This window comes from Streptomyces sp. NPDC039462, assembly GCF_055639375.1.
Genome location: NZ_JBVKAO010000010.1, coordinates 209724 through 226841, shown reverse-complemented (window position 1 = coordinate 226841; position 17118 = coordinate 209724). Strand labels below are relative to the sequence as shown.

Annotated in this window: 16 protein-coding genes; 15 read left to right on the top strand and 1 reads right to left on the bottom strand. The window is 70.6% G+C overall.

All coding sequences use genetic code 11. The features are described 5' to 3' along the window. Positions 1-49 precede the first annotated feature (49 nt). The 15 genes from ACZ7LU_RS38300 to ACZ7LU_RS38230 all read left to right on the top strand — a co-directional run bounded on the left by ACZ7LU_RS38300 (position 50) and on the right by ACZ7LU_RS38230 (position 16308). Positions 50-1114 (top strand): C40 family peptidase, encoded by a 1065-nt coding sequence (locus ACZ7LU_RS38300; protein WP_471919443.1) that lies wholly within the window; start codon positions 50-52, stop codon positions 1112-1114. Further along, positions 1111-1746 carry a hypothetical protein gene (locus ACZ7LU_RS38295; protein ID WP_471919442.1) on the top strand — a complete coding sequence of 212 codons (636 nt, stop codon included), beginning with the start codon at positions 1111-1113 and terminating at the stop codon, positions 1744-1746. The genes ACZ7LU_RS38300 and ACZ7LU_RS38295 overlap by 4 nt, the downstream gene beginning before the upstream one ends. Further along, a complete protein-coding gene (locus tag ACZ7LU_RS38290; protein ID WP_471919441.1) occupies positions 1728-4334 on the top strand; it encodes a type IV secretory system conjugative DNA transfer family protein in 2607 nt (868 codons plus the stop codon). The genes ACZ7LU_RS38295 and ACZ7LU_RS38290 overlap by 19 nt, the downstream gene beginning before the upstream one ends. Before the next feature lie 461 nt (positions 4335-4795). Beyond that, positions 4796-5344 (top strand): hypothetical protein, encoded by a 549-nt coding sequence (locus tag ACZ7LU_RS38285; RefSeq protein WP_471919440.1) that lies wholly within the window; start codon positions 4796-4798, stop codon positions 5342-5344. A 497-nt stretch (positions 5345-5841) separates the two neighbouring features. Further along, the gene (locus tag ACZ7LU_RS38280) at positions 5842-6222 is read left to right on the top strand and encodes an ATP/GTP-binding protein (RefSeq protein ID WP_471919439.1); all 381 of its coding nucleotides are present in this window, start codon (positions 5842-5844) and stop codon (positions 6220-6222) included. Positions 6223-6252: 30 nt separating this feature from the next. Next, positions 6253-6936, top strand: a complete 684-nt coding sequence (locus ACZ7LU_RS38275; RefSeq protein WP_471919438.1) for an SAF domain-containing protein — start codon at positions 6253-6255, stop codon at positions 6934-6936. 5 nt (positions 6937-6941) lie between these two features. Continuing rightward, positions 6942-7865, top strand: coding sequence for a hypothetical protein (locus ACZ7LU_RS38270; RefSeq protein WP_471919437.1), 924 nt, complete (start codon positions 6942-6944; stop codon positions 7863-7865). Beyond that, on the top strand, positions 7858-9378 hold the full coding sequence (locus tag ACZ7LU_RS38265; protein WP_471919436.1) for a CpaF family protein: 1521 nt from the start codon (positions 7858-7860) through the stop codon (positions 9376-9378). The genes ACZ7LU_RS38270 and ACZ7LU_RS38265 overlap by 8 nt, the downstream gene beginning before the upstream one ends. Then, positions 9375-10337, top strand: coding sequence for a type II secretion system F family protein (locus ACZ7LU_RS38260; protein WP_468317578.1), 963 nt, complete (start codon positions 9375-9377; stop codon positions 10335-10337). Before ACZ7LU_RS38265 ends, ACZ7LU_RS38260 begins: the two co-directional genes overlap by 4 nt. Then, entirely contained in the window at positions 10334-11236 is a 903-nt protein-coding gene (locus tag ACZ7LU_RS38255; protein ID WP_471919435.1) for a hypothetical protein, read from the top strand. The genes ACZ7LU_RS38260 and ACZ7LU_RS38255 overlap by 4 nt, the downstream gene beginning before the upstream one ends. Positions 11237-11285: 49 nt before the next feature. Continuing rightward, complete coding sequence (locus tag ACZ7LU_RS38250) at positions 11286-11507, top strand: hypothetical protein (RefSeq protein ID WP_468317573.1); 222 nt, start codon at positions 11286-11288, stop codon at positions 11505-11507. Beyond that, a complete protein-coding gene (locus ACZ7LU_RS38245) occupies positions 11504-11908 on the top strand; it encodes a TadE/TadG family type IV pilus assembly protein (RefSeq protein ID WP_471919434.1) in 405 nt (134 codons plus the stop codon). Before ACZ7LU_RS38250 ends, ACZ7LU_RS38245 begins: the two co-directional genes overlap by 4 nt. Next, positions 11905-12411, top strand: a complete 507-nt coding sequence (locus ACZ7LU_RS38240) for a TadE/TadG family type IV pilus assembly protein (protein WP_471919433.1) — start codon at positions 11905-11907, stop codon at positions 12409-12411. Before ACZ7LU_RS38245 ends, ACZ7LU_RS38240 begins: the two co-directional genes overlap by 4 nt. Continuing rightward, on the top strand, positions 12408-12887 hold the full coding sequence (locus ACZ7LU_RS38235; RefSeq protein WP_471919432.1) for a hypothetical protein: 480 nt from the start codon (positions 12408-12410) through the stop codon (positions 12885-12887). The genes ACZ7LU_RS38240 and ACZ7LU_RS38235 overlap by 4 nt, the downstream gene beginning before the upstream one ends. A gap of 1 nt (position 12888) precedes the next feature. Then, complete coding sequence (locus ACZ7LU_RS38230) at positions 12889-16308, top strand: LysM peptidoglycan-binding domain-containing protein (RefSeq protein ID WP_471919431.1); 3420 nt, start codon at positions 12889-12891, stop codon at positions 16306-16308. Positions 16309-16419: 111 nt separating this feature from the next. Here the strand turns inward: ACZ7LU_RS38230 and ACZ7LU_RS38225 are convergent, their stop codons facing one another. Beyond that, positions 16420-16911, bottom strand: coding sequence for a nucleotidyltransferase domain-containing protein (locus ACZ7LU_RS38225; protein WP_471919527.1), 492 nt, complete (start codon positions 16909-16911; stop codon positions 16420-16422). Positions 16912-17118: the final 207 nt, after the last annotated feature.

Genomic DNA, 17118 nt, shown 5'->3' with positions numbered 1-17118 from the left:
GGCCCTTGTGATCGCAGCCGCCTCCTGTGCCGCCCCGATGGCCGGGGTCTTGTCCGCTGCGGCCCAGCTCTCCGCCCACAAGCCGGACCTCGAAGACGAGCCCGGCCTGGGCGGCGGCGCCGCGGACATCCCGCCGACGATGCTGGCCGCCTACAAAAAGGCCTCCCACACCATCAGCCGTCACGCGCCGCGCTGCCGGGGGATGTCCTGGCCGGTACTGGCCGGCATCGCCAAGGTGGAGAGCAACCACGCCGCCGGGCGCCCCATCGCCGCAAACGGTGACATCCACCGGCCGCGGATCTTGGGTGTGCTGCTGAACGGGTCCGGCACCGGGCACAACCACACCGTCTTCCCCGACACCGACGGCGGCCGCTGGGATGGCACCGCCGACGGCGAACGGGCCGTGGGCCCCTTCCAGTTCCTGCCCTCCACCTGGCAGTCCACGGGGCGCGACGGCAACGGCGACAAGGTCAAGGACCCGCACAACGCCTTCGACGCCGCGCTGGGAGCCGCGGTGTATCTGTGCGGCCGCGGCCGCAATCTCCACCAGCGCGACCAGCTGCGCGCCGCGATCTTCCAGTACAACCGGTCGCAGGAGTACGTGCACCACGTCAGCCAGCAGATCGAGCACTACCGGGCGGCCGCCACCAGCTCGTCCCAGAGCGTGGAGCTGGGGCAGGCATCCGGCACCGCCAAGACTGTCCTCAAGGCGGCGCTCGCCCAGCGCGGGACGCCCTACTCCTGGGGCGGCGGCAACGCGCACGGACCCAGCCGCGGCACCTGCTGCTCCCCCAGCGGCGCATCCGGTGCCGGCATCACGGGATTCGACTGCTCAGGGCTGACCACCTACGCCTACGCCCAGGTCGGCATCGCCCTGCCCCGCACCGCGCACACCCAGGCCACGATGGGCCGGCGCATCCCGGCCGGCAGCGGCATCCGCGCGCTGCGCCCCGGCGATCTCGTCTTCTACGCCGACCGCACCGGCGCCATCTTCCACGTCGGGCTCTACGCGGGAAAGGGGCAGATGGTCAACGCCGCACGGCCCGGAACCCGGGTGCGCATCGACCCCGTGGACGCGATGCCCGGCTATGCGGGAGGAGCACGCCTGCTGTGACCACCCCTCCCCTGCTCCCGTGCCGGGTGCCACGCGCCCCCTGGTGGCTGCTCGCCTGCACGCTCCTTTTCGCCCTGGGCGGCTGCCTGCTCCTGCAGGTTTCCCCCAGCCGGCCCGCCCAGGACGGCCACACTCCCGCCGCGGCCGTATCCGGGCCGCCGGCCCCGCCCACTTCCCGCACTGCCCGCCGCCCTGCCGGAAACACCCGGAGTGAGGGACCGGCCCACTCCGCCCCGGCCCCTGCGGTGCGCGCGCCACGCCGCAGCCGGCGGGCCACCGACCGGCAGATCCAGCAACAGCTGCAAAACGCCTGGCCAGCAGACCTGCCCGCCGCCCAGGAACAGCAACTACGCCACCAGGCAGCAGCCTTGCTGCAGGCGGATGTCACCGGGGTGGGCCGCGCCCGCTTTCCCCACCTGTTCGATGCAAGCCCGACCGGTGCTGTGGCGCCCGCTTTCAGCCGCGTGCGGATCCAGGCGGCCATCGCCCGCCGCGACGGCGCGGCCGACCGGGCCGTGGTGCACCTGGTGTGGGCGGCCGCCGACCGCGGCGGGACCTTCACCGACGGGCGCACCAGTCGCTACACCTTCCACCGGACCAAAGGAGCCGGCACGTGGACGCCCCGCACATGACGCAGCAACGATCCGATCCCCTCGCCTACCCGGCCGGGGCGGTACGGGTGCTGCTGTGGCTGGCCTCGCACTGGTACCTGCTCGCCCTGGCCGTGGCCGCCACACTCATCGCCGCACTGGTCCTGACCCACCATCTGGCGATGAAAGCCTCCCAGGAGCGGATGCATCTACAGCTCGAGCCCGCTCCGTACTTCGACCCCACCGCAGAAGAGATCTTCCGGCGCGGCGTGGAACTCGCCCGGGCCTGCACCTCCTTGCCCTGGTGGGCGCCGCGCCGCGCCAAGGCGGTGCGGATCCGGCTGTGTGCCGATCACCGGCATCCTTTCGCCTACCGGCTCGAGGGTCCCGCGGGAGCCGAACGGCTACTGTCCAGCACCCCGTTCGGCCCCCACGTCCGCGTCACCAAGACACGACCATTGCCCGCCCGGCCCCGGGCCCACGAGGTGCGCGCCGAGTTCATCCTGCGCGGCAATCCGATCGCCAGGCTGCGCGAGGTCCCGCTCCAGCCCGACCCCCTGCAGCCGCTCGTGGATGCCGTCGCCGACCTGCGCGCCGACCTGGGTGACCTGGCCGAGATCTGCATCGATCTGCAGCGGGCCCCCAAGTGGGCGCTGCGGGTGCGCCGCTGGCAGCTGGTGGGCCGTGCCCGGCGCGCAGAGGAGCGGGAGGCCGCGCGCGCCGCGCGCTGGCTGCAGCGTGATGGGGCCGGTCTGGACGTCTCACTCGTGGCCCATCTGCAGCAGCTGCTGTCGGGCCGCGGCAGCGGAGCCCTGCGACCGCGGCCGGTGGTGATGCCTCCCTCAACGGGCCGCGTGGACCGCTCCCAGGCGCTGGGAAAGCTCGCCGAGGACGACCAGCTGGTGCGGGTGCAGATCCTGGTGCGCTGCGCCTCGGACATCGAGGGGCGCGCCCACGCCCGGATGGCACGGATCCAGGCCGGCTTCGACGTGTTCGGCGGCTCGGCCCGGCTGGCCATGCGCGGCCTACGAGTCGGCCCCTGGCGCCTGGGGGCCGACCGCTTCCCACACCGTGCCGTCTTCGACCGGCGCTGGCAGACCGGGCAGTGCGAGCCGCCACGCGCGAACTGGGTGCGTCTGGAGGAGCTGGCAGGGCTGCTCAAACCGCCCACGGTGCACTGCCGCCTGCCGCTGCTGCCCGCCGACCTGCCCACCTGGAGACCGAAAGATCCCGAGCTGCTGCTGCAGGGCTGGTACCAGGGACCCGACGGGCGCCGGCGTCTGGTCGCTACACACACGGGCGAGACACTGTATGAGCTGGGCGTGGGCAAGTCGGGCGGCGGCAAGACGGAACTCGCCGTGGCCCAGGCCATCGGATATGCCCATGCCGGGGGCGGGCTGCTGTTCGTCGACCCGCACCGCGACAGCTTCGCCCGGGCCGCCCCCTTCCTGGCGCACGAGCACATCGCGGAGCGACTGGCCCGGATCGATCTGACCGGTGTCGGCACCCGCCCGCAGGTCAGCTCGTGGAATCCGATCGGCATGGACCACCAGCGGGCCCGTCATGCGGTCGTCGAAGGCGTGGTCGACTCCTTCGCGGCTGCGTTCGGGTGGGACGACGCCTCCGCACCGCGCGCGATCGCAATCCTCACCGCAGCGCTGACGGTGCTGACCGCGGTCAACGAGCTCGCCTGCCGTGCCAGGCGCCCGGCGGACCAGGCCACCATCTTCCACGTCCGCGCCCTGCTCACCGACGCGTCCTTCCGCGCCCAGGCACTGGGCGCCGTCGGCCACGTCCTCAATGAGGACTCACGTGCCTGGTGGGAGCACACCTTCCCCACCTTCCCGCCCGATGCCTTCAGCATCCTGCTCAACCCGCTGACCCGGCTGTCCGGCAACCCGGTCACCTACGGCTTCCTCGGCCAGGGCCAGGGCGTCTACAACATCCGTACCGCCATGGACGACCGCATGATCGTGTGGGTGTGCACGGCCGGCCGCGGCCCCACCGACCGCCTCGTGGCCGCCCTCCTCAACCGCGATCTGCTGCAGGCAGGACGCTCCCGAGTCGATCTCCCCGAAGCCCAACGGCAGCTGTTCCGGGCCTACTTCGACGAGCTCATCACCCTCGCCGAAGCATCCTCGGACTCCATCGCCAGCATGTTCGAGGACTTCCGGAAGTACCGCGTCCAAATCCACGCACTGACGCAGCTACTGGCCCGGCTGCCCGGCGATGTACGCCAGTCCCTGCTCCAGAACGCCTCCACCCTCTCCACCACCAAAGGATCCCGGGCCGCCATCGCGCCCCTCACCGAGGAATGGGGAGAACGCCCTAGCGCCGCCGAAATCGCCCACCTTGACCAGTACGACCACTACGCCACCTTCACCATCGAAGGACGCCGCATTGGCCCCGTCCTCATCCACGGCCCCCACCTGGAGGACGTCTTCGCCCACCTGGCACGCCCGGCCAAGGTCCGCCTCCTAGAGCGCTGCGCCGACCGCATGGCCGGCGCCCTGCCTCTGCCTCAGCTCACCGCACGCGCCACTGCCCAGCTGGACCGGGTGATCACCTTCCTGAACGAACAGGCACCCACTTCACCGGTCACACTCACCAAAACCAGGAGCTACCAGTGACGACACACAGCTGCCCGACGGCCCCTCAACAGCCGATCGAAGAACCGCCGAACCGAGAGCGACTCAGGTCGCGTTCCCGGGCCCGAGCGTGACGCGTCCGCGCACCTCGCCACGGCACTTGGAACTTCAAATCGATATGTAGATCTCTGCGAAGCACGCAGACGAAGATCCACAGGAAGGCCGACCAGCGACGTCGTCGTCATCACTCCGTAGCTATTGCAACCATCAACTACTGGAAATACGTGACCTGCTGGCGGGGGTGTCCTAATGTACGCACCACGCACGCGCGAGACAGAAGCCACAACTGGCCTCTACTGTAACGGAGTTGACCACTCCGCCCAGCTTAGCGGCACTGGGTCATCGTTCTCACAACAAGCCATACGGGGAGAGCGCACATGACATTGCGATCGCATCATTACGTCCGCGCACGACGGACTATGCCCCTGGTATCTCTCACGACGGTGCTGGGTATCGCCCTCGCCATGACCTCTTGCAGCAGTGACAGCAGCACAGACCACGCTGACGACAGCCGGCGGGGGAAACCCACCAAGTCCGTCAAGCCGGCCAGCCCGCGAGCCAAGACCGACACCCCGCAGGCCAGGGAGAAGAAGGCCGTGCTCACCGCCTACAAACACATGTGGAACGAGCAGGTCAAGGCATACGCGAAGGCCGACACCAAAGGGACCGGCCTCAAAAAGTACGCCACCGCGGACGCCTTCGCTCGCGCCCAGAGTGACGTGATGGGCCTTAAGGCCAAGGGCATCGTTGCCACTGGCGAACCGGAACACAACACCACGGTCACCAGCATCGACATCGACCGTCAGGTGCCCCGCGCCGAGCTACGCGACTGCATGGACACCACGAACTGGCAGTACAAGTACCGCAACACCGGCAAAGTAGTTCCTCTGCCTAAGAAACGCATCAAAAAGTACGTCGTGACCGTCAAGGCCGAGCAGTGGAGGAAGCAGTGGATGATCCTCGACGTCACTCCGCACAAACGCGCCTGTTAGCCGCGGTATTAGTCACTGCCGTGGTCGCCTCGGGACTGGGGATGCTTACTGCACAGGCACATGCCGTACCACCTGAGACGGGATGCAGCCCCATCTCCTCCTTCGTACTGTGCGACGTGGACAAAACCGAGGTCCGCCCAAGCAGTCCGGGCAAACCGGGAGATCCCACCAAGCAAGGCAAAAGAAGAAGGAGCCAAGGGCCTTCGAACGACTGCATCGTCACCAAGATGAAGCCACAGCCTCCCGCAAGCAGCGCGTTGTGGGACGGCCACCAGCCCGGCGACGGCGCCATCTACACACGAACCTGCGCTGGCGCGCTCGTAGGCGCCGCTATGAGCGGCGGACCTGTCGTGCCCTTCCAGACCTTCTGGTCTGCCACAGCACCAGCCGCGCCGACGGTTGACCCGCGTGTCCTTGCCAGACAGGCCGTTGACTCGATGCTCCTGACCGGGCCGGACATTGCGAGCCCCCGGGCAGCCGGAAAGTACACCGTCGGCGTGCCGATGTGGATGTGGGTGGAGCCCTCCCCCACCACATTCGGCCCCAACACCGCCTCGGCGTCGCTGGCCGGAGTGACTGTGTCGGCCACCGCAAAAGTGTCCTCGATCCGCTGGTCGATGGGGGACGGGAAGACTGTCATCTGCCATGGGCCCGGCACCAAGTACCGGGCTTCGTACGGCATGACCAAGTCGCCTGACTGCGGGCACCTCTACCGCGCCGGCTCCAAGGACCGGGCGGGAGGCCGCTTCAAGGGCACCGCGACCGCGACCTGGGCCGTCGAGTGGCACGTCACCGGCGGCGGTGAACAGGGCGAGTTCACCGAAGTCCGTGACAGCGACTTCACGGTGGCCGTGGGCGAGATGAGAGTCCTCGACTAACAGGATGGCAAGCACGTGGTGTTGAAGAGCATGTCCAAGAACAGACCGCAGGTGCCCGCTCCGCCAGCCGGGGACGCCGTGATGCGTCCCGACGTCGCCATCACCGACCCCGAGCCGCCCCGCCAGCGCCGCCGCTCCTTCATGGTGATCGGCGTGGTGATGGTGCTCGCCGGTGCCATCGGCTTTGCCGGGCTGATGAACGCCTCAGGAGATCGCTCCGATGTGCTGGCCCTGGCCCGTGACGTGCCGTCCGGGAAGAAGATCAGCGCGGCGGATCTGCGGGTGGTCTCCCTGCCCGACGATCCCGGCCTCAGGCCCGTGTCCGCGGCGAAGAAGGACACCGTCGTGGGCCGCCGGGCCGCGTCCGCGTTGTCCGAAGGCTCCCTGCTCACAGTAGGCCAGCTCACCAGCCACGGGGGGCTTAGGCCCGGCGAGGCGCTGGTCGCCGTCGAGGTCAAGCGGGGCATGGCGCCGGTGGATGCACTGCGCCCCAGCGACACGGTGAGTCTGGTGACACGGCCTCAGGAAGGTGCGGCTCCCGGCAAGGAGCCGGCCGATCTGCCCGAGGTGACCGGGCGGGTGGTCAAGGTGGGTGCGCCCGCCAGCAGCGGTGATGTCGTGGTCCAGGTCGCCGTCGGCGACGGGGACAGTTCGATGGTGGCTGCCGATGCCAGTGCGGGCCGGGTCGCGATCGTCCTCAAGGCCGGGGGTTGAGCGCGATGTCCGTCATGGTGCTCGCCGGCGGGCATGGCTGCGGAGTCACCGTGTCCTGTCTTGCCCTGGCCATGTCCAGTCCCCGTCCTTCCCTGCTCGTGGAGGCCTCGGGACGGCAGGCCTCGATCCGCAGTGGCTACCGGCAAGGGGCCTGGGGCGGGGAGGTGGGACTGTGGCATCTGGCCCAGGCGCACCTCCAGCACCACCTCGCCGAGGCCTTCGAGGCGCATCTGCGCCCGCTGGACGCGGAGGGTAACCGGCTGATCCTGCCCGGACTGACCGACCCCGCCCAGGCCTCAGCCCTTACCGGGACCTGGGAGCCGTTGTCGCTGCTGCTGCACGCCATGGACCAGCATGCGGGTTACGACGTCATGGTCGATGCCGGGCAGGTCATTGTGGACGGGGGCGGCGTGCATGCCGGGCTGTTCCCGACGGTTCTCGCTCACCGCGCCGATGTGGTGCTGCTGGTGCTGCGCAACACCTTGACCTCGGTGGCCCAGACTCTGCCGGTGGCGCGCGTCCTGCAGGGCGAACTGGAACGGCGGGGCAGCGGCAGTGAAGCGCTGCGGCTGCTGGTCATTCAGGAACTGTCCGCGGTCGCGGGGGGCTTGCGCTCCGATGCCATCGCGCGCCGGTTCGGCATCCCGGTCGTGGATCTGCTGCCCTGGGACGCGGCCGCCGCCGGCCTGTTCACCCATGGTGCGCAGCGCCCGCCGCGGCTGGCGAAGCTGCCTCTGCTCAAGCAGGCCCGTAAGACGGCCGCGGCGATCGCGGTAGAGGTCAATACTCGGCGCCGCGCGTTGGACATGCCCGCTGCTGCGGTCGGTTCCCCTCAGGTGGCCGGAGTGCTGCAGCGGCTGTCCGCGGGCCGGCCGCCTGGTGCGACCGTGCCTGATCCCCGGTTGCCGGGGGTGCCCGCGCATGGCTGAGCAGCCTCCCGCGTCCGGGGTGCCGCGTCTGCAGGACGTCTTGCGCCAGTCCCTGGCCCAGCAGGTTCCGGACATGCCGGCCGCCCCGCCGGCGGGCACGGTGGTGCGCCCTTCGGTGAGTTCCTCTCCTTCGGCCGTGGGCGTCACCGAGCAGGCCGGGGTGTTGCCCGCCTCTCCGCAGGACATTGCCGGCCTGCGGGATGCGGTCAGCGACGACATTGTCGCGGCCGATGAGAAGGACCCGCTGGCCAACGAGAGTGCGCGCCGCGAGCGGGCCCGCTCGCTGGTGGCCACGCGCGTCTCGCGGTGGGCGGTGGATCAGGCCCGCCAGCGTGCGGCGCTGACCCAGGCGCAGGTCGAGATTTTGTGCCAGGCCGTCTATGACGCGCTGTTTCACGCCGGGCCGCTGCAGAAGTATTTGGACGACCCGGACGTGGAGAACATCGTCGTGCTGGGCGACAGCGTGCAGGTCGACTACTTCAACCGGCCCACCGTGAGGGTCGCTCCGGTCGCCCAGAATGATGATGAGCTGATCGCGTTGATCAACCGGTTGGCGTCGAACTCCGGGCATCGTGAACGGCGTCTGTCGGCGTCCTCGCCCATGGTCAGTTTCCGGCTGCCGGACGGTTCCCGCGCCGAGGCCACCACTTTGACCGGCGAGCCGTTTTTGGGTGTGCGGCGCCACCGCGTGATGGCCTCCAGCCTGGAGCAGATGCAGCAGTGGGGCACCCTTTCGCCCGCGCTGTCGGCGTTCTTGCACGCGCTGGTGCTGGCGAAGAAGAACCTTTTGATCGCCGGGGACATGGGGACCGGCAAGACGTCGCTGCTGCGCGCGCTGGCGAAGAAGATTCCGGCCGAGGAGCGGGTGGTCACCCTCGAGTCGGACCGTGAGCTGTATCTGGACCAGTTCGAGGACGGCGCGCAGTTTTTGGCGATGGAGTCCCGCGAGTCCAACGGCGAACTGGTCGATGGCCGTCCGGTCGGGCAGATCACGGTGGCGGACATGTTCCCGCACGCGCTGCGCATGCTGTCCACGCGCGTCATCGTCGGCGAGGTCCGCGACCGTGAGGCGATCGCGATGCTGCAGGCGATGAGCGCCGGCGGTGCCGGGTCCATGTGTACCCTGCACGCCGCCTACCCCAAGCTGGTGCTGCCCCGCCTGGTCACGCTGTGCCCGGGGATGCACCGTGACGACGTCCACGAACTCGTGGGCACCGCCGTGAACTTCGTGGTCTATCTCAAGCAGATCAACCAGACCCGTCAGGGTGGGCGCCGCCACCGGTTTGTCTCCCACGTCTTGGAGGTGCAGCCCGGTGAGAGCGGCCGTCCCTCCCTCCAGGAGATTTTTGCGCCCAGTGGCTGTGATCCGCGCGGCATCCCGCAGCTGGCCCCGTCCTGCATCGAGGAGCTGGAGACGCTGGCCGGCTTCGACCGGCGCTGGCTGACCGTGCCCCCGTACGGCGCGTGGCCGGCGCCGCTGGATCTGCTGCGCGCGAAGGAGGATGCGGCGTGAGTACGGATCAGTGGAACCTGCTGGCTGCGCTGTGCGGGGCACTGCTGGTGGGCGGGCTGCTGGTGACGGTGCGCGGCGCCGTCCCGGCGCCGGTCGCCGGCCAGCGTCCCCCCTCGCGGGTGGGGGTGCGCTGGCAGCAGATGCGCGCCTCGCTGCCCGAGGCGTGGGCGCGCCGGTACCGGTTCATCGTTTTCCTCGCCGGGCTGTCCGCGGCGGGCGCCTGGCTGTACTGGGCCCGCCCGGTGCACGGCCTGCTGGCCGCGGTGGCGGTGCTGGGCATTCCGTGGATCTGGAATCCGGCCGGCACCAGCGAGCGGCAGATCGTGCGGCTGGAGGCACTGGCGGAGTGGCTGCAGCAGCTGGCGGGGGTGCACGAGTCCGGCGGCACCCTGGACAGTGCCATCACCGCATCGGCCACACGCGCGCCGCCGGCCATCCGCCCACAGGTACGCCGGCTGGCCGCGCGGCTGCGGGTGGGCTCCAATCCGGCGCTGGCCTACCGGCAGTTCGCCGACGCGTTCGCGGACGGGGCCGTCGACAACGCGGTCATGCTGTTCCTCACCCACGCCCAGGACCACGGTCCGGGGCTGAGCCGGGCCCTGCAGTCCATGGCCAGCCTCACCGAGCAGGAGGCCATCTCGCTGCGCACGCTGGATGCCAAACGCAGCCAGGTGCGCACCGGCACCCGCTGGGTGTCGGTCATCTCGTTGGCCATCGCCGTCTACGTCCTGACCAATCCGTCCTGGGGGGACATCTACCGCACCGGACAGGGCCAGCTCGTGATGCTGGCGTTGGGCAGTGCGTTCGGCGGCGCCCTGGTGGCCATGCGTGCGCTTGCCCGGTCCCGGCCCGCGCCCCGGCTGCTGGCCGCCCTGCCGTCCACGCCAGGCAGGCACGGGGAGGGCCGCGGGCCGGCGGATGTGGACCAGCCGAGGAAGCGGAAGGCGGCCCTGTCGTGATCTCTCCCGAAGCCCTGGTGTGCGGGGCCCTGGCGGGCGGCGGACTGTTCCTGCTGGTGCGGGAGTTGCTGCCCGCCCGGGCGGACATGGACGCCGTCTTGGACCGGCTGGAGAACACCACGCCCCTGCCCGGGCAGGCCAGGCCCGCGGGCGGCCGGGCCACACCGCAAGAGTCGGTGTGGGAGCGGGCCGGGGCGCAGATCCTGGCTGCGCACGGCCACCGGCTGAACGTGCCGCGCGCCGACCTGGAGCTGCTGAACAAGTCGATGACCCACCATGTGGGCACCAAGGTGCTGGGCGCCGTGGCGGCCCTGGTCATGGTGCAGGTCAGCTGGCTCCTGCTGAACCTGGCGGGCTTTGGCCTTTCTTTCGCTCCGCCGCTGCTGGTCTCGGTGGGCTTCGCCGCCTACCTCTGGTTCTCCGCGGACGCCGATGTGCGGCGCACAGCGAAAGCGGCCCGTCTGGAAGTCCGCTACGCCATCGCCTCCTTCCTGGAGCGCGCCCAGTTGGAGCGGGGCGCGAACGTGGGTCCAGAGGCGGCGGTGCAGCGCACCGCCGAGGTCGGTGACCACTGGATCCTGACCCGCATCAGTGCAGCCCTCAAACGGACTGAGCTGGCGGGCATCCCGCAATGGGAGGCACTCAAGCAGCTCGGCGAGCAGCTCGACATACCCGAGCTGGCGGCGCCGGCCGAGTCCTTCTCGCTGGCCGGGGCCGGGGCCTCGATCCAGAAAACGCTGGCGACCCAGGCCCTGTTGTTGCGCCAGCGGCTGCTCACCGACCGGGAGGCCGAGGCGAACTCGGCGTCCGAGCGGCTGGTGGTGCCCGGCACGGTGCTGTTCACGGTCGTGCTGGTGATGTTCGCCTACCCGGCGTTCAGCGCCTTGACCTCCATCTGACCAGACATGCCTGCACATGTGGTGTGGCATTCAACAAGGGGAAGACGTCATGAAGTTAACGGGGCTCGAGAAGGTCACGGTGCGGCTGCACACGGCGTGGCTGATCCGCAGGGAGAAGATGGCGGGGGTGCGCCGGGACGCCGGGATGGAAACCCTGGAGAAACTGATCCTGGGCGCGGTGGTGCTGGGCGTGGCAGTGGCATTCGGCACCGTGTTCAAGGACACCTCGACGACGTTGATCGACCGGTTCAAGGCCGCCGTCGGCGCATGAGCGGCCGCATCCGCACGTGGTGGCGCCTGCGGCAGGAGGCGGTGCGCGGACAGTCGGGGGTTGCCACCTTGGAGTTCCTCATCATCGCGCCGATCCTGCTGTTCATCTCCTTGCTGGTGCTGCAGTTGGGGGTGTTCTTCTTGGCCAGTACCGCCGCCCATACCGCGGCGCGCAAGGGCGCGCAGACCGGTGCCCAGTTCCAGTCCGGCCCCGGGCAGGGCGCGGCGCACGCCGAGGCCTGGCTCGCCCGGGTCGGGGTGGTGCAGCAGGCCCGCGTCAGTACGGCCGGATCGACCGGCCAGCGGGTGCGGGTGACCGTGTCGGGGCGGGTCATGAACTTCCTGCCGTGGGACTTGCGGATCGAGCGCAGCGCCGAGGACACCGTGGAGAAGAACCAGTGAGCCGGCGGCAGGAGCGCATCCGCGGCCCCAGGCAGCGGATGCGGGTCGTGGCGTTGGCCGGCCGGGCCGGTGACGATCGGGGCTCATACACGCTGGAGGCCGTGCTGTGCCTGACGGTGCTGGTACCGATTTTGGGCATCATCGCGGCGTTCGGGCTGGCCGGGCTCGGGGACAGCACGGCGGCGAACGCCGCGACCGCGGCCGCCCGCGCGGCCAGTGAGTCCGCCGACCCTGATACCGCCCAGGCGCGCGCCCGGCAGGCGGCGCTGCGCTCTCTCAGCCAGGCGCAGCGCACCTGTGCGAGCACGGACATCCAGGTCGACACCAGCCAGTTCCCCTCTCAGCCCGGCCAGGCCGGCACCGTCACGGTGTCCGTGCACTGCACGATCCCGCTGGCGCAGCTGGCCGTGCCGGGGCTCCCAGGCTCCAAAACACTGCGGGCGACCCGGCACAGCGCCGTGGACCGGTATGTGGCCCGCGCCGGTGAGGAGCACAGCCGATGACGGTTCCCCGCCTATCCGGCCGACAGCACGCAGGCCCCCGTCGTGCCCTGCGGGCGCGGGCGACGCGGGGCGGTGACCGCGGCTCGGTGCAGCTGTACTTCATCGGCTTCGCGCTCGTCATCATCGCTCTGCTCGCGCTGCTGGTCGACGGCGGACGCCTGCTGATGGCCGATGCCGATGCGGACGACATCGCCGCCGAAGCCGCGCGCGCGGCGGGCCAGGAGATCAACGGGCCCGACGCCATCACCGGCAAGGGCACCCGCGCCGACCCGGCCCAGGCCATCGCCACAGCCCAAGACTTCCTCGCGGATGCGGGCGTGCACGGCACGGTCACCGTCGCCGCGGACGGGCAGAGCCTCACCATCACCGTCCACGACACCTACCACACGCTGCTGCTCGGTGGTTTCGGCCCCACCCGCATGCAGGTGACCGCGCGGGCCGACGTCACGCTCGAACGCACCGACCCGGGAGCCTGAGATGCCCCACCCCTCCCTTGGCCGCCGGGCCCTGCGCGTGCTGCGGGCCGCGGGCAGCCTGAGCATCCTGGCCCTGCTGCTGGCCGGCGTGCCCTGGGTGCTCGCCCGGGCCGGCACCCTTCCGGCCGGGGTGCCCAGCGCAGCGGACATCAGCAACGCGCTGCTGTCGCCGGACGACGGACAGGTGCTGTTCACGGTGATGACCGTGCTGGCGTGGGCACTGTGGCTGTGGTTCGCCCTTAGCGTGCTGGCCGAGCTCCCCCGTCTTCTGCTGCGCCGCCGCCCGGCACGTGGCCGGCACCGTGCGCTGGGGGCACCGCAGCGGCTGGCCGGTTTCCTCCTGGGCGGTCTGCTGGTGTTGCCGGCCGGCACCGCGATGGCCACTCCGGCGCCCGCGCTCGCCGCTACCGCCCCGGTCCAGCCCACCCCTGAAGAGCCTGGTGGCAAGGAGGCCGCTAAGGACACCGTCCCTGCCGCGGCCGCTGCCCGGCCTGCGCCCGCGGGGCCGGTGCATGTGGTGGGGGAAACCGGCGAGACCGTGTGGGACCTGGCCGTGGACTACCTCGGATCCGGCACCCGTTCCAGCGAGATCCGGACCCTCAACCCGCATCTGCCCCAGAGCGCGCTGCTGCCTGCCGGACTCCACGTACAGCTCCCACCCGACGCCCGCATCCCCTCCCCCGCCCCCTCACCGATGCCCAACCAGCCCCCGGCGCCGGCCGCCCCCAGCCCGCGGGGGCAACTCGCGGCCGCCCGCGAGCAGGTGGAAACGGCCAAGGAGCAACAGGGCGAGCGGACCCACACCGTCAAGGCCGGCGAGTCGCTGTCCGGCATTGCCCAGGAGGAGTTGGGCGATGCCGCGCAGTGGCCGAAGCTGTTCGAGGCCAGCAAGGGAGACGATCAGCCGGGCGCTACACCGCCGGTGAGCCATCCCGACCTGATCTACCCCGGCCAACGGATCACCGTGCCCACCGCCGCGCCAGGCGCATCAGGCGACCAGCGCGAGAGGCCCGGCTCGCACGAGGACGGCTCTGCCGGGGAACAGGACAACTCCGGCAACGGAGAGGAGGCCGGGGCCGGCGCGCCTGATTCCCGGCACCCGTCGGCGACACCCCAGCAGCCCGGCCGTGAGCAACCGGGGCCCACCGACCGGCCCTCCCGCGAGCCGATGCCTGCGGCCCAACCCGCCCCGGACGCCGACGCCTCCTGGACATCGGGGGCGTTCAGCCTCCGCACTGCGGGGGTGCTGGTCTCCCTGGCGGCCGCGGTGACCTTGGCCCTGGCCCTGCGCCGTATCCTGCAGCGCCGCCGCGCCCGGCCGGGCGAGCTCATCGCCATGCCTGAGGAGACCTCCACGACCGAGGCGCAACTGGCCCAGGCCGCCGAGCCCGCAGGTCTCCTCCGCCTCGACCTGGCGCTGCGCACGCTCGCCCACCACAGCGCCCAGCAGGGGCACTCGCCTCCGGCACTGCGCGGCGCCCGGATCACCGACAGCGGCGTGCACGTCCTGCCCGAGGACCTGCAGGCCGCCCCGCTCGCCCCCTTCACGGCCGGCCGGGGCGGCTGGTGGAACTGCGAGAACACCGCCGAACTCCTCGACCAGGACGAGGCCGCTCGCGTGCCGGCCCCCTACCCGGGGCTGGTCACCATCGGCGCCGACGAGGACGGCCATCTGGTGCTGCTCGATCTGTGCCGCACCGGCGTGCTGCTGCTGGACGGTGATCTTGAACGCCGCACGGAGGTCCTCACCTGTCTGGCCCTGGAGCTCGGCATGAGCCCATGGGCGAGCGACGTGGAAATCGTCGTTGTCGGGTTCGGCAAGGGCCTGAACCACCTGCTGCCCACGGGCCGCATCGCGCACATCGACCAGCCCGATCACGCGGCCCGGGACTTCGCCGAACGTCTCCTCGAAGCCCACCAGGAACCCGCCGCATCCCGCACCCCCTACCTGATCCTGTGCGCGGCCGACCTGGGGGCGGACAGTGCCTGGCAGGTCGCCGAGACCTTCCACACAGCGGGCGACACCATGAAGGTCGCGCTGATCGCCCCCGCCGGACAAGCCCATCTGCTTTTCGAGGACAGCGAGCTCCTGGACGCGGCCCGCACCCAGCCGCAGCCACTCGACAGCCTCGGCCTGGACATCACCCTGCAGCGCCTGGAGCACGACGCACTCCAAGAGGTCACCGACGCCCTGACCGTGTCCGGACAGGAACCACGCCCGGCCGACGGGCCTTGGCAGCACGTGCCCTCCGAGACACAGACCGCCCACGCAGCCCGCACCGCGGCCACCGCGCCTTCCGCCCGCAACGACCCACCCCGCACCCCGTCCACCGACTCCCCCAGCTCTGGCTCTCCTGCCGCCACCCCGGCCACCAACCACACTGCGGCGGACAGCAACGGGCTCGGCATCTACCCGGCCCTCCTGGCCGCCTCCGCCTCCCCCAGCGCCATACCCGCGATGGCCTCTGCGGTGAGCAGGAATCCCGACGCGCCCGATGCACCGCTGGCCCCGGCACCCGAGGACCTCGACACCCCGCTGCCGTCCGCAACCGCGGGCAACGCACCACCCGCTCCCGCCGCCGAGCGACCGCTCCCGGGGACCACTCCTGCCACCAGCAGCGCACCGCCTGCCCCAGCCACCGGCCACCGGCCCTCCCCCGGCCTGGCCGGCAGTGCTCCTCCCGGCGTGCCGTTCATCCAAGTGCTGGGGCCGGTCACCATCGTGGGCGTGGCCGCCTCCCGCCACGGCAACCGCGAAGCACAACTGGCCGCTCTGCTCCACCTGCGTCCCGGCCGCAGCGCTGACACCTTGTGCGCGGAGATGGACCCGGCCCACCCCTGGGCCCCCGAGACCCTCAACTCCCGCCTCGGGGGCCTGCGCCGCAGTCTGGGCAAGGACGACGAGGGACTCTGGTACGTGCCGCGGCGCTCCGTGAAGACGGACCCGTTCGAGATCTCCCCAAAGATCTGCTGTGACTGGCACGCCTTCCTGCGCACCGTCGAAGCTGCGCTGCCCCACGGCCCCGCCGGGCTGCCCCACCTCGAACAGGCCCTGGCCCAGGTGCGCGGGAAGCCCTTCGGCACACATCCGCTGCCCTGGAGCGAGCCCCTGCAACAGGAAATCATCATGCGCATCGTCAGCACGGCACACACCGTGGCCACCCTGCGTCTGGAACCCGGGCCGCACCACGACCTGACCCTGGCCCGCCGCGCCATCGCCACCGGGCTCGAGGTCGATGACACCTGCGAACTGCTCTACCGCGACTGGTTCCAGATCGAAGCCGCTGCAGGAAACCGGAGCGGCCTGACCGCAGCAATCTCCCGCCTCGACCAGGTCAACCGTTCCCTGGGCCTGACCGCCGAACTCGATACCGAAGTCCTGATGCGCCAACTCCTCGACCAGACCGGCGACCAGACCTGATACACACACCGCCACCGCATCGGACAGGGCCGCAGCAGCTCGGCCATGCCACGAACGCGTACTTGTTCCGCCCTGTCAGACGCTATGGGCGGCCGATGCCCAGAACCTGACTCAGACCGTTTGGCCCCGCGTGCCCAGGGCCGCCTCCAAGCGGGCGATGTCCTCGGCGTCCTTGGTCCGCCGAGGCCGGGAAGGATCCCAGACGGGCATCATTCGCTTGATCTCGATCTGGGCCTGCACACTGACAATCGCGCACTCCAGACCACCGATACGGCCCGGACCGGCATCGAGCATTCCTTCGGGCCAGGGCGCACCGGCCCACGGGCCCCCGGCAACCACCACACGGCCATCCGTGTCCCGGCCCAGGAGCGTAAAGCTGCTCTCCAGACCGTCCTTGACGAAATCGAGCTGCAGGTCGGGGGGCGCCCCGGGGACCGTTTCATAGCCGTGCTGCAGCACCCCTCCCGCCAGGTCAGCGGCATCATCCGCCCAGACGAACCAGTCGATGTCCGCATGGTCCCGCGTGATCTCGCCGAGGAAGAAGTCCATGGCCCACCCACCGCGGAGCCATACCGGGACCCCAAGAACCCCAGCAACCTCCACGGCCTCCGCAATCAGGCTGAGCTGCCGATCAGCACGTCCCGTATCCACAGCGCGGCAGGTTACCCGGCAATGGCTTTGCCCAGCACATCATTTGTCCCCACAGAGCGGGCTGATGTTGCCTGATTCGGCACTAGATCGCGTCGGCGACCAGTATGCCTACCGAGGGCGGTCAGCCCGTTGACGGCCGGGAAGGCATGTGAAGATCGT